The sequence below is a fragment of the Klebsiella sp. GG_Kp173 genome, from assembly GCF_040062415.1.
Taxonomy (GTDB): Bacteria; Pseudomonadota; Gammaproteobacteria; order Enterobacterales; family Enterobacteriaceae; genus Klebsiella; species Klebsiella quasipneumoniae.
This window is the reverse complement of record NZ_JBEAFZ010000006.1, coordinates 39563-57558: the sequence shown is the minus strand read 5'-3', so window position 1 is coordinate 57558 and position 17996 is coordinate 39563. Positions and strand designations below refer to the sequence as shown.

Genomic DNA, 17996 nt, shown 5'->3' with positions numbered 1-17996 from the left:
TTTAGACTTCTGGATGGCTATATGTCCAGATACTGGCATGCAGGCCGGCGGGCCGCAAACGAGAATATTTCATGGGACATGAAAAATATTCATTTACCGGCGACAAACGCATAGCCCTCATCTTCCCAGCCGGTGATCCCGCCGAGCATCATTTTCACCGGCCGCCCCAGTTCGGCCAGCTTTAGCGCGGCAACGTCGGCACCGTTGCAGTGCGGCCCGGCGCAATAGACCACAAACAGGGTCTCCGCCGGCCAGGCCGCCATTCTCTCGGCGCTGATCTGGCTGTGCGGGAGATGCAGCGCGCCGGGCAGGTGGCGCCTGGCGAAGGCCTCCTCGCTGCCGACCACGTGCAGCAGGACAAAGTCGACCTCGCCGGCACGCTGGGCGCTGTGCACATCGGCGCAGTCGGTCTCGAGATGCAGCTTATGGCGGAACCAGCGGATAGCCTCGGCGGAGGTGGCGGGGGTAAATTGGGTTACTACACTCATGGCGTCTTCTCCTTGTCTGTGATAACACTACTTTACTGACGCCCATCACCCTTATCTGCCGGCAACCATGACAGAAAACGCTAACATCCTGACAACCCCTTCGGTGACACTGTCACCTCACCGCGTGGTGGCCCTCGCCTACGATGGCCTGTGCACGTTTGAGTTTGGCGTGGCCGTGGAGATCTTCGGCCTGCCGCGCCCGGAAATGGGCGAGCGCTGGTACCAGTTCGCCGTCGCCGCCGTCGATGAAGGGCCTCTGAGAGCCACCGGCGGAGTCCGGCTGATGACCGACGGCGGCCCTGAGCTTCTCGCCCAGGCGCAGACCATCGTGGTCCCCGGCTGGCGCGGCATCGACGCCCCGGTCCCCGAGGCGCTGTGCGCCGCCCTGGCCGCCGCTCACGCCCGCGGGTGCCGGATTATTTCCATCTGTTCCGGGGTGTTCGTTCTCGCCGCCGCCGGGTTGCTCAATGGCCGCCAGGCGACAACCCACTGGCGCTACACCGCCGCGCTGCAGTCCCGTTTTCCGCAGATCCAGGTGGTGGAGGATGTCCTGTACGTGGGCGATGATTTGCTGATGACCTCCGCCGGCAGCGCGGCGGGGATCGACCTCTGTCTGCATCTGGTGCGCGAGGATTTCGGCAGCGAGGCAGCGAATGTGGTCGCCCGCCGCCTGGTGGTCTCTCCCCATCGCGACGGCGGTCAGGCGCAGCAGGTCTTGCGTCCGGTAGCCCGCAGCCGGGAGAGTCTGCGCCTTGGCCAGCTGTTTGATTATCTGCACCAGCATCTCGCCGCCAGCCACACCGTCGCCTCCCTAGCACAGCGCGCCGGCATGGGGACGCGCACCTTTTTGCGCCGCTTTGAAGAGGCCACTGGTAAAACCCCCGCCCGCTGGCTGCTGGAGGAGCGTCTGCTGCGCGCCCGTCAGCACCTGACGGAGAGCACGATGGGCATCGACCAGATCGCTGAGCGCTGCGGCTTTGCCAGCGCTGGCACCCTGCGCCACCATTTTCGCCAGCGCTTCGCGCTAAGCCCACTGCAGTACCGTAAACAGTTTGCAACTTCTCCGATTGCAAAATCGTCCCAGCCACGGACAATAGACGGCCACAGTAAACCGGTCGCCAGGATGGTCGATGATGAAGAAAGAGTGTCGGGTAGTAATCTATAAAGAGGGCCTGCTGGGCAGCCTGTTTTTTGGCGAAGCCAAAGCCGACCCTGACAAAATGAGCCAGTTTCTCAGTAGCTATACCCGCGAAGGCTGGGAGGTAAAAACCATGTCGGTGGAGCGACGCCGTACCGCCCTGTTCTGGTCGCGGGAAGCGTATCTGTTTGTGCTTGAACGGCCCCTCTGACGGCGCCTGCGCCTGGTTTAACCGCTTAAGCCAGGCGTTGCCAGGTATCCGCGCTCAGGGCTGGCGGATATAGCCCTGCTCCTGCATGTTGCGCATGGCCTCCTCGCTGGCGCAGACCATCCCGGTGGTCAGCATGGCAAAACCAAAGCGCTGATAGAATGGGATTTTATCGGCCACCGCATAGATAAAGATTTTGCCGAAGGGCAGCAGCTGCTCCCGGATGGCCAGCATTAGCTGTTGTCCGTAACCCTGCCCCTGGCGATCGGGGACGATCGCCACATCCGACAAATAGCTGCTCCAGGTGCAGTCGCTGATGGCCCGCGCCACGGCAATCAGCTGACCGTGCTCATAGCCAAACCAGCAGAAGGTGCTATGGAGAAACGCCTGCTCCAGCTGCTGAACATCACGTTCATTCAGCCCGGCCTCGGCGACGATGGTCCTCACCCGCCACCAGTCTACCCGCCCAATCGCCTCTTTCCCCTCAATCACCATCATGACCTTGACTCCCGTTGTGTTCGGCATCTATCCCGAAAGACAGATGTAGCATGCCGCCGCAGGGGATGCCAGGCGAAAAAACGAACGGAACAAAGCGGGAAACGGAGGAAGGCAAAAAAAAACCGCCATGTGACTGGCGGTAAATCAATGCTTGCATGGATAGATTGTATTTTGCATTTTTCGCAGGCAGAGGATCCTGACCTCTCTACGTTTGATCCCGAGGTTAGCATGGTCAACCTCAATAAATCCTCAACGGCCTGCGGCTAGAGCTTCTCCACCAACGCTTTCAGCTGCGCCAGGGTCTGCTGCCGGTCCTCCGCGGCGGCGAGCGGCCACGCCGACTGGCGCACGATGAGCCGGGTCGGCAGCAGCTCGCGGATCCGCAGCTGCGGGGCCGCCATCAGAGCAATCAGCCGCTCCACGGCCCGCTTGCCCAGCAGATCGAAGTTCTGCGCCACCGTGGTGAGCGGCGGCTGAAAGTAGAGACTGTCGGCGGTGTCGTCATAGCCGGTCACCGATACCGCCTGGCTACCGCTGCGATTGAGCTGGGCCAGCGCGCTGAGTACCCCGAGCGCCATCTGATCGTTCGCCACCACAATGGCGCTGATCCGCGGCTGCAGGTGCAGCAGTTCAAAGGTTTTCTGCCAGCCGCTGGCGGCGCTCCAGTCTCCGAACACCGTGGTTGAACGGGCGATATTCAGACTGTGCAGCGCCTCGCGCCAGCTGGCGAGACGCAGACGAGCGGAAACCGAACTTTCCGGCCCTGCCAGCAGGCCAAATTCGCGATGCCCCAGCTCCCACAGATGGCGCACGCACGCCCCACAGCCGTCGCGATGATCGAAGCGCACGCAGCAGACATCGGCCTCCGGTGAGACGTCAAGAAACAGGCAGGCCATATCCGGGTTCTCTTTAACCAGTCGCTCGGCGGTAGCGCTCTCCAGCGGCAGACTAACGATCACTCCGCGAATATGCTGGGCGCGCAGTTCGTCCAGCCGGGCCTGCAGCGCGGCGAAGTCGGCCTGCGCCGGCATCGCTATCGCCACCTCCAGCTGGTGCAGGCTGGCATGGCTCTTTACCGCGGCGGCGATCTGCGAGGGGGCATGCAGGGTCAGCGAGGCAGTGATAAGCCCAATGGAGGGCGCTGCTTTGCCGGCGAGCAGCTGCGCCGAGCGGTTAGGTACGTAGTGCAGCGCCTGCATCGCGCGGATTACCTGCTCGCGGGTGCGGGCTGACACCACTTCAGGATGGTTCAGGACCCGGGAGACGGTCTGTTGGGAAACCCCGGCCGCGCGAGCGACATCCTCCAGGGTAGCGGTACGACGCGGCATTTTTTCTCCTCAGCAATAACAATGTCGTGCGCTAACATTTTATGTATAACGCGCGACAAAATACAGCGCTTTACCCTCGCTTTCGTGATCGTCTGTTAATTTCATTTCCGCCGTCGTTGCTGGACAAAACAAATTATCCGATAACGTTCTTTATCCTGTTTAGCGATCGACATTTTCTGACTTACCGGGGATTACTATGCCAATAAGCGATACCAGTCGCCGCCACGCGCCTGACTTCCACGCCGTCCTCGCCCGCGAAGACTGGCAGAACCAGACCATTACGCATCTCAACCGCCTGCCAGCGCATCCTGCGTTCGCCAGCTGGCGCGATGAGCTTGCCGCCCGCGATAATCGCCCTTCGCCTCGACGTCGTCAGCTGGACGGCGAGTGGCAATTTGCTTACGCCCGCAGCCCGTTTGCCGTCGATGCGCAGTGGCTGACGCAGGACCTGCCAGGCAGCCGCGGGACGCCCGTGCCCTCCAACTGGCAGATGGAGGGCTATGACGCGCCGATCTACACCAACGTCCGCTACCCCATCGACACCATCCCGCCGCGGGTGCCGGAGGATAACCCAACCGGCTGTTACTCCCTGCACGTTGCGATCGATGACGCCTGGCACACGGACGGACAGACGCAGATTATTTTCGACGGCGTCAACTCAGCGTTTCATCTGTGGTGCAACGGCGCCTGGGTCGGTTACTCCCAGGACAGCCGCCTGCCGGCGGCGTTCGATCTCAGCCCCTTCCTGCGCCCGGGCGACAACCGCCTGTGCGTGATGGTCATGCGCTGGAGCGCCGGCAGCTGGCTGGAAGACCAGGATATGTGGCGAATGAGCGGTATTTTTCGCTCGGTGTGGCTGCTGAATAAGCCGCACCAGCGGCTATGCGACGTGCAGCTGACGCCGACCCTTGACGCCCTCTGCCGCGACGGCGCTCTGCAGGTTCAGGCGACCGTCGAAGCGACAGAGGCGGCGCTTGCCGGGCTCTGCGTCGGGGTTAGCCTGTGGCGCGGCGAGCAGCCTGTCGCCGCCCATCGTCAGCCGTTAGGCACCCCGGCGGTGGATGAGCGCGGCCACTATGCCGAACGGGTCGATTTCTCCCTGGCGGTAGCGGCGCCGGCGCACTGGAGCGCGGAAACCCCGAACTGTTATCGCGCCGTGGTCACCCTGTGGCGTGGCGACGAACTGCTGGAGGCCGAGGCGTGGGATATCGGTTTTCGCCGCATCGAGATCGCCGACGGTCTGCTGCGCCTCAACGGCAAACCGCTGCTGATCCGCGGCGTTAACCGCCATGAACACCACCATTTGCGCGGTCAGGTGGTCAGCGAGGCAGATATGGTGCAGGACATTCTGTTGATGAAACAGAACAACTTTAACGCCGTCCGCTGCTCGCACTACCCCAACGCACCGCGCTGGTATGAGCTGTGCAACCGCTACGGTCTGTACGTGGTCGATGAAGCCAATATTGAAACCCACGGCATGGTGCCGATGAATCGGCTGTCCGACGATCCGGCGTGGCTGCCAGCCTTCAGCGCCCGCGTCACCCGGATGGTACAGAGCAACCGTAACCATCCGTGCATTATCATCTGGTCGCTGGGTAACGAATCTGGCGGCGGCGGCAACCATGAAGCGCTGTACCACTGGCTGAAGCGCAACGACCCGAGCCGTCCGGTGCAGTACGAGGGCGGCGGCGCGGATACCACCGCTACCGATATTATCTGTCCGATGTACGCCCGCGTCGAACGCGACCAGCCGATCCCGGCGGTACCGAAGTGGGGGATCAAAAAATGGATCAGCCTGCCCGGCGAGCAGCGGCCGCTGATCCTCTGCGAGTACGCCCATGCGATGGGCAACAGTCTCGGCAACTTCGCCGATTACTGGCAGGCCTTCCGCGAGTATCCGCGGCTGCAGGGCGGGTTTATCTGGGACTGGGCCGACCAGGCGATCTGCAAAACCTTTGACGACGGCAGCGTCGGCTGGGCCTACGGCGGCGACTTTGGCGATAAGCCGAACGATCGCCAGTTCTGTATGAACGGCCTGGTGTTCCCCGATCGCACGCCGCATCCGTCGCTGATCGAGGCGAAGCACGCCCAGCAGTATTTCCAGTTCGCCCTGCTGTCAACCTCGCCGCTGCGCGTGCGCATCGCCAGTGAATACCTGTTCCGCCAGAGCGATAACGAAGCGCTGCGCTGGCAGGTGCAGGCGGCCGGTGAAACCCTGTATCACGGCAATATGACGCTGGCGCTTCCCCCGGAGGGCAGCGACGAGATAACGCTGCTTGATGACCTGATTCTACCGCCAGGCGCCCGCGCGGTGTGGCTGACGCTGGAGGTGGTCCAGCCCCGGGCGACCGACTGGTCCCCGGCGGACCATCGCGTCGCCTGGCAGCAGTTTCCCCTGCCCGCCCCGCTGGCGCTGCCGGCGCCCACGGTGCCTGCCGGCGCCCCGGATCTGGTCGTCAGCGATGAGGCCTGGCAGATCCGCGCCGGCACGCAGTGCTGGACCGTCGATCGGCGGACCGGTTTGCTGAGTGGCTGGTCGCTTGCCGGTCAGGAGCAGCTGCTGACCCCCCTGCAGGATCAGTTTATCCGCGCGCCGCTCGACAATGACATCGGGGTCAGCGAAGTGGAGCGCATCGATCCCAACGCCTGGGTGGAGCGCTGGAAAAGCGCCGGCCTGTTCGACCTGGAGGCGCGCTGCGTGCAGTGCGATGCCCAGCGCCTGGCGAATGAGACCCTTGTCGACAGCCGCTGGCACTACCTGCGCGGCGACGAGGTGGTGATTGTCAGCCACTGGCGCATGCGCTTTACTGCGGACGGAACGGTGCGGCTGACGGTGGACGGCGAGCGCGCGGAAACGCTGCCGCCGCTGCCGCGGGTCGGACTGCACTTCCAGGTGGCGGATCAGCAGGCGCCGGTGAGCTGGCTGGGGCTGGGGCCGCATGAGAACTACCCCGACCGGCGGAGCAGCGCCTGCTTCGCCCGCTGGGAGCAGCCGCTGGCGGCGATGAGCACGCCCTACATCTTCCCGACGGAAAACGGCCTGCGCTGTGATACCCAGGCGCTGGACTGGGGACGCTGGCACGTCAGCGGTCATTTCCACTTCTCCGTTCAGCCATGGAGCACCCGTCAGCTAATGGAGACCGACCACTGGCACAAGATCCAGGCCGAAGACGGGGTGTGGATCACCCTCGACGGCCTGCATATGGGAGTGGGGGGCGATGACTCCTGGACCCCAAGCGTGCTGCCGCAGTGGCTCCTGACCCAAACGCGCTGGCAGTACGAGGTCTCATTGCGTTGCCTTTAATCCGTGGGGGCGGCAGCCCCCACCCTACAAACAGAATAACAAGGGATCATGGTGATGAAATTCTCTGAACTGGCGCCGCGAGAACGGCATAATTTTGTCTATTTCCTGCTGTTCTTTTTCTTTTACTATTTCATTATGTCGGCCTATTTTCCTTTTTTTCCGGTGTGGCTGGCGGACGTTAACCATTTAACCAAAACGGAAACCGGGATCGTCTTCTCCTCCATCTCGCTGTTCGCGATTATTTTTCAGCCGGTATTTGGTCTGATGTCGGATAAGCTTGGCCTGCGCAAACATCTGCTGTGGACCATCACGGTACTGTTAATTCTGTTCGCGCCGTTCTTTATTTTCGTTTTCTCCCCGCTGTTGCAGATGAATATTATCGCCGGTTCGCTGGTGGGCGGGATCTACCTGGGGATTGTTTTCTCCAGCGGCTCCGGGGCCGTGGAAGCCTATATCGAGCGCGTCAGCCGGGCAAACCGCTTTGAATATGGCAAAGTGCGGGTCGCTGGCTGCGTCGGCTGGGCGCTGTGCGCCTCGATAACCGGCGTGCTGTTCGGCATCGACCCCAATATTACCTTCTGGATCGCCTCCGGCTTTGCGCTGGTGCTAGGTCTTCTGCTCTGGCTGTCGCGCCCGGAGAGCAGCAACAGCGCCCAGGTTATTGAGGCGCTGGGAGCCAATCGCCAGGCCTTTTCGCTGCGCACCGCGGCCGAGCTGTTACGTATGCCGCGTTTCTGGGGCTTTATCGTCTATGTGGTGGGAGTCGCCAGCGTCTACGACGTGTTTGATCAGCAGTTCGCCAACTTTTTCAAAAGCTTTTTCGCCAGTCCGCAGCGCGGTACCGAAGTGTTTGGCTTCGTCACCACCGGCGGCGAGCTGCTCAACGCGCTAATTATGTTCTGCGCCCCGGCCATCGTTAACCGCATCGGCGCCAAAAACGCCCTGCTGACCGCCGGGATGATCATGTCAGTGCGCATTCTCGGATCGTCGTTCGCCTCATCGGCGGTAGAGGTGGTGATCCTCAAGATGCTGCATATGTTTGAGATCCCCTTCCTGCTGGTCGGGACCTTTAAATATATCTCCTCCGCCTTTAACCCGCGGCTCTCGGCCACCCTGTTCCTGATCGGTTTTAACCTGTCGAAACAGCTGTCCGGGGTGGTGCTTTCCGCCTGGGTGGGCCGGATGTATGACACCGTCGGCTTCCATCAGGCCTATCTGATCCTCGGCTGCATCACCCTGAGCTTCACCCTGCTCTCGTTCATCACCTTACGCGGCGGCAAAAGCCTGCTGCCAGCAGCGGAGACGCAGACCCCCGCCTGATCCCGGCGCTCCCGTCAGGGATGACGGGGGTCACGCCACAATGCGCGTTTCTCCGCCGCTATTCTCCAGCGCATAGCGCTGACAGGGCGCCCCGGCGGCGATAAGCTCCGCCAGCTCAGCCGAGTGGCTGGTCAGCCAGATCTGGCTGTAGCGGGAGGCCTCGACTATCAGCCGGGCCAGCGCCGGGAGCATGTCGCGATGCAGGCTGTTCTCCGGCTCATTGATCGCCAGAAACGCCGGCGGGCGCGGGCTGAGCAGCGCGACGGCGAGACAGAGAAAGCGCAGCGTGCCATCGGACATCTCCGCCGCCAGCAGCGGACGGCGGATCCCCTCCCGGCGCATTTTCAGGGCGAAACGCGAGTGCTCGTTTTCACAGTAAAACTGGCAGCCGGGAAAGGCGTCGGCGAGGATCTCGTGCAACATCTCCTCCGCGCCAATCTCGACAATGGTCTGAAAGGCGGCGGCCAGATTATGGCCATCGCTGTCGAGCACCGGCGAACGATACCCCACGGCCGGCTGGCGCAGCGGCGAGTGGCGACCAATGGCGAACTCATGGTAAAACCGCCAGCGGCGCAGGGTCTCCCGCACCCGCGACACTTCGGGAAAACGGTGCGGCTCGCCAAGCTGACCGAACACCGACTCGTTTTCATAAATACTCTCGGTGAAGGTGCTTTTCTCCCCGGTGACATCGACGAGGAACGCCGCCTGATTCTTGCGCTGCAGTACGCGGGAGGAAGGCCGACGGGAGTAGCCTGCCAGCCAGATGTGCTCTTCTTTGACGATGGGATCGAGCATGAACTGCGTCGGATAGGGCAATTTTTCCGGGAAACCTACCTGCAGTTCATAATCAAAGCTCTCCGTCCGACAGGCGATTTGCAGCCGGCGGGGATGGCGATCGAGGGGGGAACGATCTCCGGACCACATCATATTTTCCAGTCCGCCCTCTGCGCTGATAAACCCCGACAGCCTGCCGTCGGCAGCCGCGGTCAACAGATGGATGGCGTTGTAAATATTGGATTTGCCGCAGCCGTTAGGACCGAAGACAATGTTCAATGGCCCCAGCTCCAGTTCGATATCCCTGACTGAACGAAAGTTTTGTATACGGATGTACTGAATCATGATGCGTCCTGGCCCGGAGAGAGAAGGCTGCCACAGTAGCAAAGCCGCGGCATGGATACTATCGCATCCCCTCAGTCCGCCCGGGTTCAACAGAACATTTTTTTCATTCCGCGGGTCAGCGCCACCCGCGTCAGCTTATCGCTATCCTGATGGGCGTCACTAAAGACGCCAAAGAAATAGCGTTCATCGTCAATGGTTTGACTTACGATACGATAGCTGAGCGGTTGCCCGGACGGCGCACCGTATTGCGCAGGCGTCACCGAGACCTCGGTCGCATCGTCGGCGACGCTGACCAGCAGTCCATCCGCCTTACCGCCCACCAGCATGACCTTAATTATCGGGTGCACCAGTTCCTCCCGGGATGGCATAGATCATTGGCAAACCGCGCAGCGCGGCGGGCGTATCGTCAGCAATCAGCGGCGCCAGCCAGCGTGCGGTCTTAAGTACTTTCTTATAGTTCATTGCGGCCTTGAGTCAAAAAATAGCGTGCTTAGGCTGAGCTAAATATTGATTATTCGAAATAAAAGATGACAAATGATGAAGGAAAAAAGAGGAATTGTGAATCAGCAAAATACCGGGTTATTCTTATTCGTCACACCTTTTCTCGCCTTTATCGGCCCTTACACAAGGAAGTATTACGGTTATGCGTTATGTTCGCCTGTGCCTTATCTCACTGATTGCCGCCCTGCCACTGGCGGTATTCGCCAGCCCTCAGCCGCTTGAGCAGATTAAAATCAGCGAAGGTCAGCTGGCGGGCCGGGTGGGCTATGTTGAAATGGATCTGGCCAGCGGCCGCACGCTGGCCGCCTGGCGCGCCAGTGAGCGCTTTCCGCTGATGAGCACCTTTAAAGTGCTGCTCTGCGGCGCTGTGCTGGCCCGGGTGGATGCCGGCGACGAACAGCTGGATCGGCGGATCCACTACCGCCAGCAGGATCTGGTGGACTACTCCCCGGTCAGCGAAAAACACCTTGCCGACGGGATGACCGTTGGCGAACTCTGCGCCGCCGCCATCACCATGAGCGACAACAGCGCCGGCAATCTGCTGTTGAAGAGCGTCGGCGGCCCCGCGGGATTGACCGCTTTTCTGCGCCAGATCGGTGACAACGTCACCCGCCTTGACCGCTGGGAAACGGAACTCAATGAGGCGCTTCCCGGCGACGTGCGCGACACCACCACCCCGGCCAGCATGGCCACCACCCTGCGCAAGTTGCTAACCACCCCCTCTCTGAGCGCCCGTTCGCAGCAGCAGCTGCTGCAGTGGATGGTGGACGACCAGGTGGCCGGCCCGTTGATCCGCGCCGTGCTGCCGGCGGGCTGGTTTATCGCCGATAAAACCGGGGCCGGTGAGCGGGGCTCACGCGGCATTGTCGCCCTGCTCGGCCCGGACGGCAAAGCGGAGCGTATCGTGGTGATCTATCTGCGGGATACCGCGGCGACCATGGCCGAACGTAACGAGCAGATCGCCGGGATAGGCGCGGCGCTGATCGAGCACTGGCAGCGCTAGCCCGGCGAAGGCCGCGCGCCTTACCCGGCGCGCAGCACCTCACAGGCGTGCCGGGTGATATGGGCGGCGGCGGCATCGGAGAGATGCCGGTCGGTAATGATGGTGGTAAAGCGAGTCAAGGGCAACGCCATAAACGTGGCCACCTGATTGTATTTCGAACTGTCGCACAGCAGGATACTTCTGGCGCTGACCTGGCTGACGGTCTCCTTGACGGTGACTTTGTTCTCATCAGGGGTGAAAATTCCGCGGCTGTCCCAGCCGCTGGCGGAGATAAAGGCCGTATCGATAGCCAGGTGGCGCAAGGTGCGCGCCGCCGACTCGCCGACGCAGGAGCGGTTCTCCCGGCACAGGGTGCCGCCGGTGTGGATCACCCCGCACTGGCTGGCATCTATCAGCAGCTGGGTTATCTCAAAATCATTGGTGACCACCTGCAGGTCGTCCCGGTCGAGAATAGCCCGCGCCAGCGCCAGAGTGGTGGTGCCGGCATCAAGATAGATGCAGCTGTTTTTGGCAATGAGACTGGCCGCCAGCGCGCCGATAGCCTGCTTCTCTTCACTCTGCAGGGTGCTTTTCACCAGATGACTGGGCTCTGCGGCCAGCCGGCTGACGGCGCGCACGCCGCCCGAGACGCTGACCAGCAGCCCCTGTTCTTCCAGCTTACTGACGTCCCGACGGATAGTCATATGGGACACGCCGAGGATCTCCGTCAGCTCATTAATGCTTACCGCCCCACGCTGCTCCACCAGGGCTAAAATACGCTGATGACGTTCAATTGGAATCACCGCTCTCCCCTTACCATTTTTTCACACCAGACCACACCACTCACGCCGGGAGCCTGACGATACCCTGTACTGTTATCGCGCTTGACCGCTGTTTTTACGCTATTTTAGGGCAAGAATCGACGTCGTGCAGCCACTTTCCGCCTGTGAATTTTTTATATTGATGTGGGTTATTCGTGATAACTCTCACATAATTTCACATGATAACGCTTTACTCTATCATTAAATCACATTAATTAACGAATATTCACAAGGAGACCGTCATGACTGCACACACTAACGTCTGCGTGATTGGACTGGGTTCGATGGGCATGGGCGCCGCTCGCGCCTGCCTGCAGGCGGGCCTGAACACCTGGGGGGTGGACATCAACCCCGACAACTGCCGCGCGCTGCTGGAGGCGGGCGCCAAAGGCGCAGGCTCCAGCGCGGTGCCTTTCGCCGCTGAGCTGGATGCGGTCGTACTGCTGGTGGTCAATGCCGCCCAGGTGCGGGGGATCCTGTTCGGCGAGAGCGGCCTCGCCGCCCATCTGAAGCCGGGCACCGCGGTGATGGTGTCGTCAACCATCGCCGCCGCCGATGCCCAGGCGATAGCCGTAGCGCTGGCAGAATACCAGCTCTTGATGCTCGACGCGCCGGTATCGGGCGGCGCAGTGAAAGCGGCCGCCGGCGACATGACGGTAATGGCCTCCGGGAGCGATGCCGCCTTTGCCCGCCTCGCGCCAGTGCTGGATGCGGTGGCCGGCAAAGTCTACCGCATTGGGAGCGACATTGGCCTCGGCTCAACGGTGAAAATCATCCATCAGCTGCTGGCCGGGGTGCATATCGCCGTCGCCGCCGAAGCGATGGCACTCGCCGCCCGCGCCGGCATCCCGCTGGAGACGATGTACGATGTGGTGACCCACGCGGCGGGTAATTCGTGGATGTTTGAGAATCGTATGCAGCACGTCCTGGATGGCGATTACTCGCCAAAATCCGCCGTCGATATTTTTGTCAAAGATCTCGGTCTGGTGAATGACACCGCCCGGGCGCTGACCTTCCCGCTGCCGCTCGCGACCACCGCGCTGAATATGTTCACCTCCGCCAGCAACGCCGGATTCGGCCGGGAAGATGACAGCGCGGTGATCAAGATTTTCAACGGCATTACCCTGCCGGGCCATAAACAGTGAGGAGAGACAAGATGCAGCTTGGTGTCATTGCCGATGACTTTACCGGCGCCACGGATATTGCCAGCTTCCTCGTGCGCAACGGCATGCCGACCGTGCAGCTAAACGGCGTACCGCCCCACGAACTGCCGTTGACCAGTGAAGCGGTGGTGATCAGTCTGAAAACGCGATCCTGCCCGGTGGAAACCGCCGTCAGCCAGTCCCTGGCGGCCCTGCGCTGGCTGCAAGCCCGGGGCTGTCAGCAATTTTATTTTAAGTATTGTTCCACTTTCGACAGCACCGCGCAGGGTAACATTGGCCCGGTACTGGATGCGCTGCTGGCAGAGCTGGGCGAGACGCGGACGGTGATATCACCGGCGCTGCCGGTGAACGGCCGCACGGTCTATCAGGGGTATCTGTTTGTCGGCCAGCAGTTGCTCAATGAGTCCGGGATGCGCCACCATCCGGTGACGCCAATGGAGGATGCCCACCTCGGCCGCTTAATCGAACGCCAGGGCGGCGGTAAAGCGGCGCTGATAGCCTGGCCGATTGTCGATCAGGGGCCGGAAGCGGTCGCTGCCGCGCTGGCGGCCATCAGCGATCCGGCGGTGCGCTATGTGGTGCTCGATGCCCTTAGTGAACAGCATTTGCTGACCCAGGGGGCGGCGCTGCGGGAGATGAAGCTGGTCTCCGGCGGCTCTGGTCTCGCCATCGGCCTCGCCCGCGACTGGGCGCAGCGCCACGGAACCCAGGGTGAAGGATCCCTGGCGGGCATGCCGCTGCCCGGCCCGGCGGTGGTGCTCTCGGGCTCCTGTTCGCTGATGACCAACAGCCAGGTGGCGGCCTATCGTGAACAAGCTCCCGCCCGCGCCGTTGACTTAAGCGCCTGCTTTACCGATCTCGAAGGCTATGTCGGGACGCTGGCAGCCTGGGTGGACGCAAACCGCGATGCGCCGCTGGCGCCGATGGTCTATGCCACCACCGAGCCGCAAACGCTGCAGCGGATCCAGGCGCAGTATGGCGACAAGGCCAGCAGCGAAAGGGTGGAACAATTGTTCGCCGCCCTCGCCGCCGCGCTGAAAGCGAAAGGATTCACCCGCTTTATTGTGGCCGGAGGGGAAACGTCGAGCATCGTGGCGCAGACGCTGGGGGTCGAGGCGTTCCATATCGGGCCGACGATCTCCCCTGGAGTTCCCTGGGTGCGTGACACCCGCCAGCCGCTCTCCCTGGCGCTGAAGTCAGGGAATTTCGGCGATATCTCGTTCTTTGCCCGTGCCCAGCAGGAGTTTTGTCATGACTGAGCAACAGCTGCGAGATGAGATGGTGCAAATTGGCGCCTCGTTGTTTAACCGCGGTTATGCCACCGGCTCCGCCGGCAATCTGTCGCTGCTGCTGCCGGACGGCAACCTGCTGGCGACGCCGACCGGCTCCTGCCTGGGCGAGCTGCAGGCGCAGCGGTTGTCGGTGGTCACCCTGCAAGGCGAATGGCTCGCCGGTGACAAACCGTCGAAAGAGGTCGCTTTTCACCGGGCGGTCTATTTGCATAACCCGGCCTGCAAGGCGATCGTCCACTTGCATAGCCACTATTTGACCGCGCTCTCCTGCCTGCAGGGGCTCGATCCGCACAATTGTATTCGCCCCTTTACTCCCTACGTGGTGATGCGGGTCGGCGACGTCCCGGTGGTTCCCTACTACCGACCGGGTGACGACCGCATTGCCGAGGCGCTGGCCGGGCTGGCGCCGCGCTATAACGCCTTTTTACTGGCCAACCATGGTCCGGTGGTCACCGGCTCATCGCTGCGCGAAGCCACCAACAATACCGAAGAGCTGGAAGAGACCGCGCGGCTGATGTTTACCCTCGGCAATCGCGAGATCCGTTACCTGACCGCTGACGAAGTGGATGAACTGAGATAAAACCATGCCAAAATTCGCTGCAAATTTATCCATGCTGTTTACCGAGCTGCCGTTCCTGGACCGCTTTGCCGCCGCCGCCCGCGCCGGTTTCGAAGCCGTGGAGTTTCTGTTCCCCTATGAGTATGCCGCCGGGGAAATTAAACAGCGCCTGCAGGAAAACCAGCTGCAGCTGGTGCTGTTTAATACCCCGCCCGGCGACGTTAATGCCGGGGAGTGGGGTCTCGCCGCCCTGCCGGGCAGGAGCGCCGAGGCCCGGCGTGATATTGAGCTGGCGCTGGAGTATGCCTGCCAGCTGGATTGTCCGCAGGTGCATATCATGGCCGGCGTGGTGCCGCCGGGGATGGATCGCGCGGCCTGCGAGGCCGAGCTTGTCGATAACCTGCGCTACGCCGCCGAGTGCTTTGCCCGCCACGACAAGCGAGTGCTCATTGAAGCCCTGAATCCGCAGACCAAACCGGGCTATCTCTACCACAGCCAATATCAGACGCTGGAGATAGCGAAGCGGGTCGACCGGCCAAACATCGCGGTGCAGTTAGATCTGTTTCATGCGCAGAAAGTGGACGGTAATTTAAGCCATCTTATTACTGAGTATGCCGGTCAGTACCGCCATATTCAGATAGCCTCCCTGCCCGACCGCCATGAACCGGACGAGGGCGAGATTAATTATTCATGGATCTATGCGTTACTGGATAAAGCGGGCTATGACGGTTGGATCGGCTGCGAATATATCCCCAGGGCGGATACCCTTTCCGGACTGGAATGGTTTTCGCCCTACCGGAAAAAATAAAGCGCAGTTCTAAAAATATAACTCTCTGTATACCTGTTAATACCCGAGGCAAAACTATGTCGACATCGGCGCTGTTACTTATTGCGTTAGCCAGCGTAGTGCTGTTGCTCCTGCTGGTGATCAAAGCGAAAGCGCATCCTTTTGTGGCGCTCCTGATCGTCAGCCTGCTGGTGGCGTTCGCCACCGGCATTCCGGCGGATAAAATCATTACCACCATTGAAAAAGGGATGGGCGGCCTGCTCGGCCATATCGCCAGCATTATTATTTTGGGATCAATGCTGGGGGTGCTCATTGAAATATCCGGCGGCGCCGAATCGCTGGCGAAAACGCTGACCGGCGTGCTGGGTTCTAAACGGACGATTGCCGCCTTAACCATCGTTGCTTTTATTCTCGGCACGCCAGTCTTCTTTGAAGTCGGCTTTATTATCATCATTCCGTTAATTTACGGCTTCAGTAAAGTCGCTCATATGTCGCCGTTGAAGTTTGGCCTGCCAATGGCCGGAGTGATGTTAACCGTCCACGTGGCATTGCCAACCCACCCTGGCGCGGCGGCCGCGGCAGGTATTCTGCATAGCGATGTCGGCTGGCTGATGCTGGCGGGGATTGGGGTGTCGGTCGTGGTGGGTATCGTGGGTTATTTTGTCGCACGGTCGATCAATCAGCGCCATTATCATCTGTCGATTAACGTGCTGGAACAGCAGCAAACGGCCGAGGTGCCCGACCTCTCCGTCAACGCGCAGCAGACCCGACTGGCGCCGCCGAATGCGCTGGTTATCGGCGGGCTGATCGTGGTGCCCATCGTGCTGATTGTTTCCGGAACGCTCTGTCAGGCCTTGCTGCTGCCGGAAAACGCGATTCGCCAGCTGATGACCGTCATTGGCACCCCGCCCGTCGCCCTGCTGATCTCCCTGGGGCTGGCCAGCTGGACGCTGGGCATCCGGCGGGGTATGAACCTGAAAAAGCTGGGAGAAGTGACCGGCAGCGCGATCCCCTCCTCGGCGGACGTTATCCTTGTCGCCGGCGCCGGCGGCGCCTTTGGCGGGGTGCTGGTCGCCTCCGGCATCGGCAATGCCTTAGCCGAGGCGCTGGAGACGATTCATCTGCCGCTGATGCCAGCCGCTTTCCTGCTGTCGCTGGTGCTTCGGGCCTCGCAGGGCTCGGCCACCGTGGCGATCCTCACCACCTCCGGCCTGCTGTCACAGGCGGTTGCCGGGCTGGAGCCGCTCCAGCTGGTGCTGGTGACGCTGGCGACCTGCTTCGGCTCACTCGGATTGTCACACGTCAACGATGCCGGATTTTGGGTGGTCACGCGCTATCTGGGGCTCTCGGTGCCGGACGGACTCAAAACATGGACCGTACTGACAACCATCATGGGGGTGACGGGCTTCCTCATTACCTGGCTGCTGTGGTTTTTACTGTGAAGTTTATTTGGGTGGCTCCGGCCACCTTATTGGGTCCCCCTCGCGGGGACTGACTCATTATCGCTGCCCGGCTGCTGAGCCGCCGCTTTCAGCGTCACCGGTATAAAATAGCGTACGTGATAGCACCTCTCTTCTGTATCTCCGCCTTCCGTATGGCGTGCCATGAAACATTCTATGTCATACCCGTCGCGACGGCTTACCCCCAGCGTTGGCAGCAGATCCAGATAGAGATCGCTGGACAAACGGGCATAGCGTGACCAGCTGCCGTAGAAATCAACTCCGACATAGAGTCCCGACCGGGCGGTCAACGTGGACGATGGCTTTCGCGTCTCATGACAACCAACAAAGGCGTTAATCTCGACGTTAAGCTCATTTTGACGCGCCGCGGCGTAATCAGAGAGTATGGAAAGCGAGCCTTCTCCGGTGGTAAAAAAACGGTCAACCTTTTGTCTGATAGCCGTCTTGGCGGTGCGTTGCAGCACCATATCCGACAGGCGCAGTTCATACTTCATCGGGTAGCCATAATAGACCCGCTCCGGCAGGGAACAGATCCGCGCCAATGGCAGACGTTCATCATCAGGGGAGAATTTTTTTAACAGTTTTGCCGTATCCCAGTGCGCTGCGCATCGGTATTCCCGTGGCGAAAGCGAGAACCGTTTCTTAAACTCGCGGGAAAAGGTCTGCGGCGAATCGTAACTTAACTGCCAGGCTATAGCGGCGATCGGTTGCCGCGTTAAGCGCAGACTGACCGCTGCGATGGTCAAGCGCCGCAGGCGAATATACTGCCCGATGGGTAACCGGCCGTATTGATAAAACACCTCGTACACAAACCGACGCGAATAGCCCATATACTGTGCCAGGTCATCGATCGCCGGGTTACAGTAGATATTATCCTCCAGCCACGCCAACATTTTTAAATAGAGCTTCTGCTTCATAAGCACTACATACTTCCTGTAATCTTGTCCTCCGCTAATTCTAACAACAGATACTGGCTATCACTAAGCTTTTTATGCATCGCAAAAATAAAAAATCATCAAAACGCTTAA

18 protein-coding genes are annotated in these 17996 nt (G+C 60.9%); 10 read left to right on the top strand and 8 right to left on the bottom strand.

The window, feature by feature from the left end; genetic code table 11:
- Nucleotides 1-89 precede the first annotated feature (89 nt).
- Nucleotides 90-488: a rhodanese-like domain-containing protein gene (locus tag ABLU50_RS05860; RefSeq protein WP_017900351.1), complete on the bottom strand. Its 399-nt coding sequence runs from the start codon at nt 486-488 to the stop codon at nt 90-92.
- Nucleotides 489-555: 67 nt separating this feature from the next.
- On the opposite strand from ABLU50_RS05860, the gene ftrA reads away from it, so the two are divergent.
- Both ftrA and ABLU50_RS05850 read left to right on the top strand, forming a co-directional pair.
- Nucleotides 556-1653 carry a transcriptional regulator FtrA gene (ftrA, locus tag ABLU50_RS05855; RefSeq protein ID WP_043519534.1) on the top strand — a complete coding sequence of 366 codons (1098 nt, stop codon included), beginning with the start codon at nt 556-558 and terminating at the stop codon, nt 1651-1653.
- Nucleotides 1622-1837: a DUF4177 domain-containing protein gene (locus ABLU50_RS05850; protein ID WP_004205985.1), complete on the top strand. Its 216-nt coding sequence runs from the start codon at nt 1622-1624 to the stop codon at nt 1835-1837. Before ftrA ends, ABLU50_RS05850 begins: the two co-directional genes overlap by 32 nt.
- Nucleotides 1838-1891: 54 nt before the next feature.
- Here ABLU50_RS05850 and ABLU50_RS05845 read toward each other — a convergent pair whose 3' ends face one another.
- On the bottom strand, nt 1892-2332 hold the full coding sequence (locus tag ABLU50_RS05845; protein WP_087833276.1) for a GNAT family N-acetyltransferase: 441 nt from the start codon (nt 2330-2332) through the stop codon (nt 1892-1894).
- A gap of 263 nt (nt 2333-2595) precedes the next feature.
- Nucleotides 2596-3660, bottom strand: a complete 1065-nt coding sequence (locus tag ABLU50_RS05840) for a LacI family DNA-binding transcriptional regulator (RefSeq protein ID WP_087833275.1) — start codon at nt 3658-3660, stop codon at nt 2596-2598.
- A gap of 196 nt (nt 3661-3856) precedes the next feature.
- Here ABLU50_RS05840 and ABLU50_RS05835 point away from each other — a divergent pair, with 196 nt between their 5' ends.
- Complete coding sequence (locus ABLU50_RS05835; RefSeq protein ID WP_087833274.1) at nt 3857-6964, top strand: beta-galactosidase; 3108 nt, start codon at nt 3857-3859, stop codon at nt 6962-6964.
- 54 nt (nt 6965-7018) lie between these two features.
- Nucleotides 7019-8284 carry an MFS transporter gene (locus tag ABLU50_RS05830; protein WP_004205989.1) on the top strand — a complete coding sequence of 422 codons (1266 nt, stop codon included), beginning with the start codon at nt 7019-7021 and terminating at the stop codon, nt 8282-8284.
- 30 nt (nt 8285-8314) lie between these two features.
- Here ABLU50_RS05830 and ABLU50_RS05825 read toward each other — a convergent pair whose 3' ends face one another.
- From ABLU50_RS05825 to ABLU50_RS05815, 3 genes are all read right to left on the bottom strand, one after another.
- The gene (locus tag ABLU50_RS05825) at nt 8315-9403 is read right to left on the bottom strand and encodes an AAA family ATPase (RefSeq protein ID WP_087833273.1); all 1089 of its coding nucleotides are present in this window, start codon (nt 9401-9403) and stop codon (nt 8315-8317) included.
- Between the two features lie 86 nt (nt 9404-9489).
- Nucleotides 9490-9750, bottom strand: coding sequence for a hypothetical protein (locus ABLU50_RS05820; protein WP_004205993.1), 261 nt, complete (start codon nt 9748-9750; stop codon nt 9490-9492).
- Entirely contained in the window at nt 9734-9865 is a 132-nt protein-coding gene (locus tag ABLU50_RS05815) for a hypothetical protein (protein ID WP_023318188.1), read from the bottom strand. Before ABLU50_RS05815 ends, ABLU50_RS05820 begins: the two co-directional genes overlap by 17 nt.
- A gap of 181 nt (nt 9866-10046) precedes the next feature.
- Between ABLU50_RS05815 and ABLU50_RS05810 the strand changes: the two genes are divergently transcribed.
- Nucleotides 10047-10907 (top strand): broad-spectrum class A beta-lactamase OKP-B-21, encoded by an 861-nt coding sequence (locus ABLU50_RS05810; RefSeq protein WP_087833272.1) that lies wholly within the window; start codon nt 10047-10049, stop codon nt 10905-10907.
- A gap of 20 nt (nt 10908-10927) precedes the next feature.
- On the opposite strand, the gene ABLU50_RS05805 is transcribed toward ABLU50_RS05810, so the two are convergent.
- Nucleotides 10928-11689, bottom strand: a complete 762-nt coding sequence (locus ABLU50_RS05805) for a DeoR/GlpR family DNA-binding transcription regulator (protein ID WP_004205996.1) — start codon at nt 11687-11689, stop codon at nt 10928-10930.
- A gap of 260 nt (nt 11690-11949) precedes the next feature.
- Here ABLU50_RS05805 and ltnD point away from each other — a divergent pair, with 260 nt between their 5' ends.
- The 5 genes from ltnD to ABLU50_RS05780 are packed head-to-tail and all read left to right on the top strand — an operon-like array spanning nt 11950 to nt 16950.
- Nucleotides 11950-12852: an L-threonate dehydrogenase gene (ltnD, locus tag ABLU50_RS05800; RefSeq protein WP_004205998.1), complete on the top strand. Its 903-nt coding sequence runs from the start codon at nt 11950-11952 to the stop codon at nt 12850-12852.
- An 11-nt stretch (nt 12853-12863) separates the two neighbouring features.
- Entirely contained in the window at nt 12864-14129 is a 1266-nt protein-coding gene (gene otnK, locus ABLU50_RS05795; RefSeq protein ID WP_049003702.1) for a 3-oxo-tetronate kinase, read from the top strand.
- Nucleotides 14122-14742 carry an aldolase gene (locus ABLU50_RS05790; protein ID WP_017900343.1) on the top strand — a complete coding sequence of 207 codons (621 nt, stop codon included), beginning with the start codon at nt 14122-14124 and terminating at the stop codon, nt 14740-14742. The genes otnK and ABLU50_RS05790 overlap by 8 nt, the downstream gene beginning before the upstream one ends.
- A 4-nt stretch (nt 14743-14746) precedes the next feature.
- The gene (locus ABLU50_RS05785; RefSeq protein WP_017900342.1) at nt 14747-15529 is read left to right on the top strand and encodes an HPr family phosphocarrier protein; all 783 of its coding nucleotides are present in this window, start codon (nt 14747-14749) and stop codon (nt 15527-15529) included.
- A gap of 56 nt (nt 15530-15585) precedes the next feature.
- Nucleotides 15586-16950 carry a GntP family transporter gene (locus tag ABLU50_RS05780; protein ID WP_004206005.1) on the top strand — a complete coding sequence of 455 codons (1365 nt, stop codon included), beginning with the start codon at nt 15586-15588 and terminating at the stop codon, nt 16948-16950.
- Nucleotides 16951-16976: 26 nt separating this feature from the next.
- Here the strand turns inward: ABLU50_RS05780 and ABLU50_RS05775 are convergent, their stop codons facing one another.
- Nucleotides 16977-17885 carry a helix-turn-helix domain-containing protein gene (locus tag ABLU50_RS05775; protein WP_004206007.1) on the bottom strand — a complete coding sequence of 303 codons (909 nt, stop codon included), beginning with the start codon at nt 17883-17885 and terminating at the stop codon, nt 16977-16979.
- Nucleotides 17886-17996 lie beyond the last annotated feature (111 nt).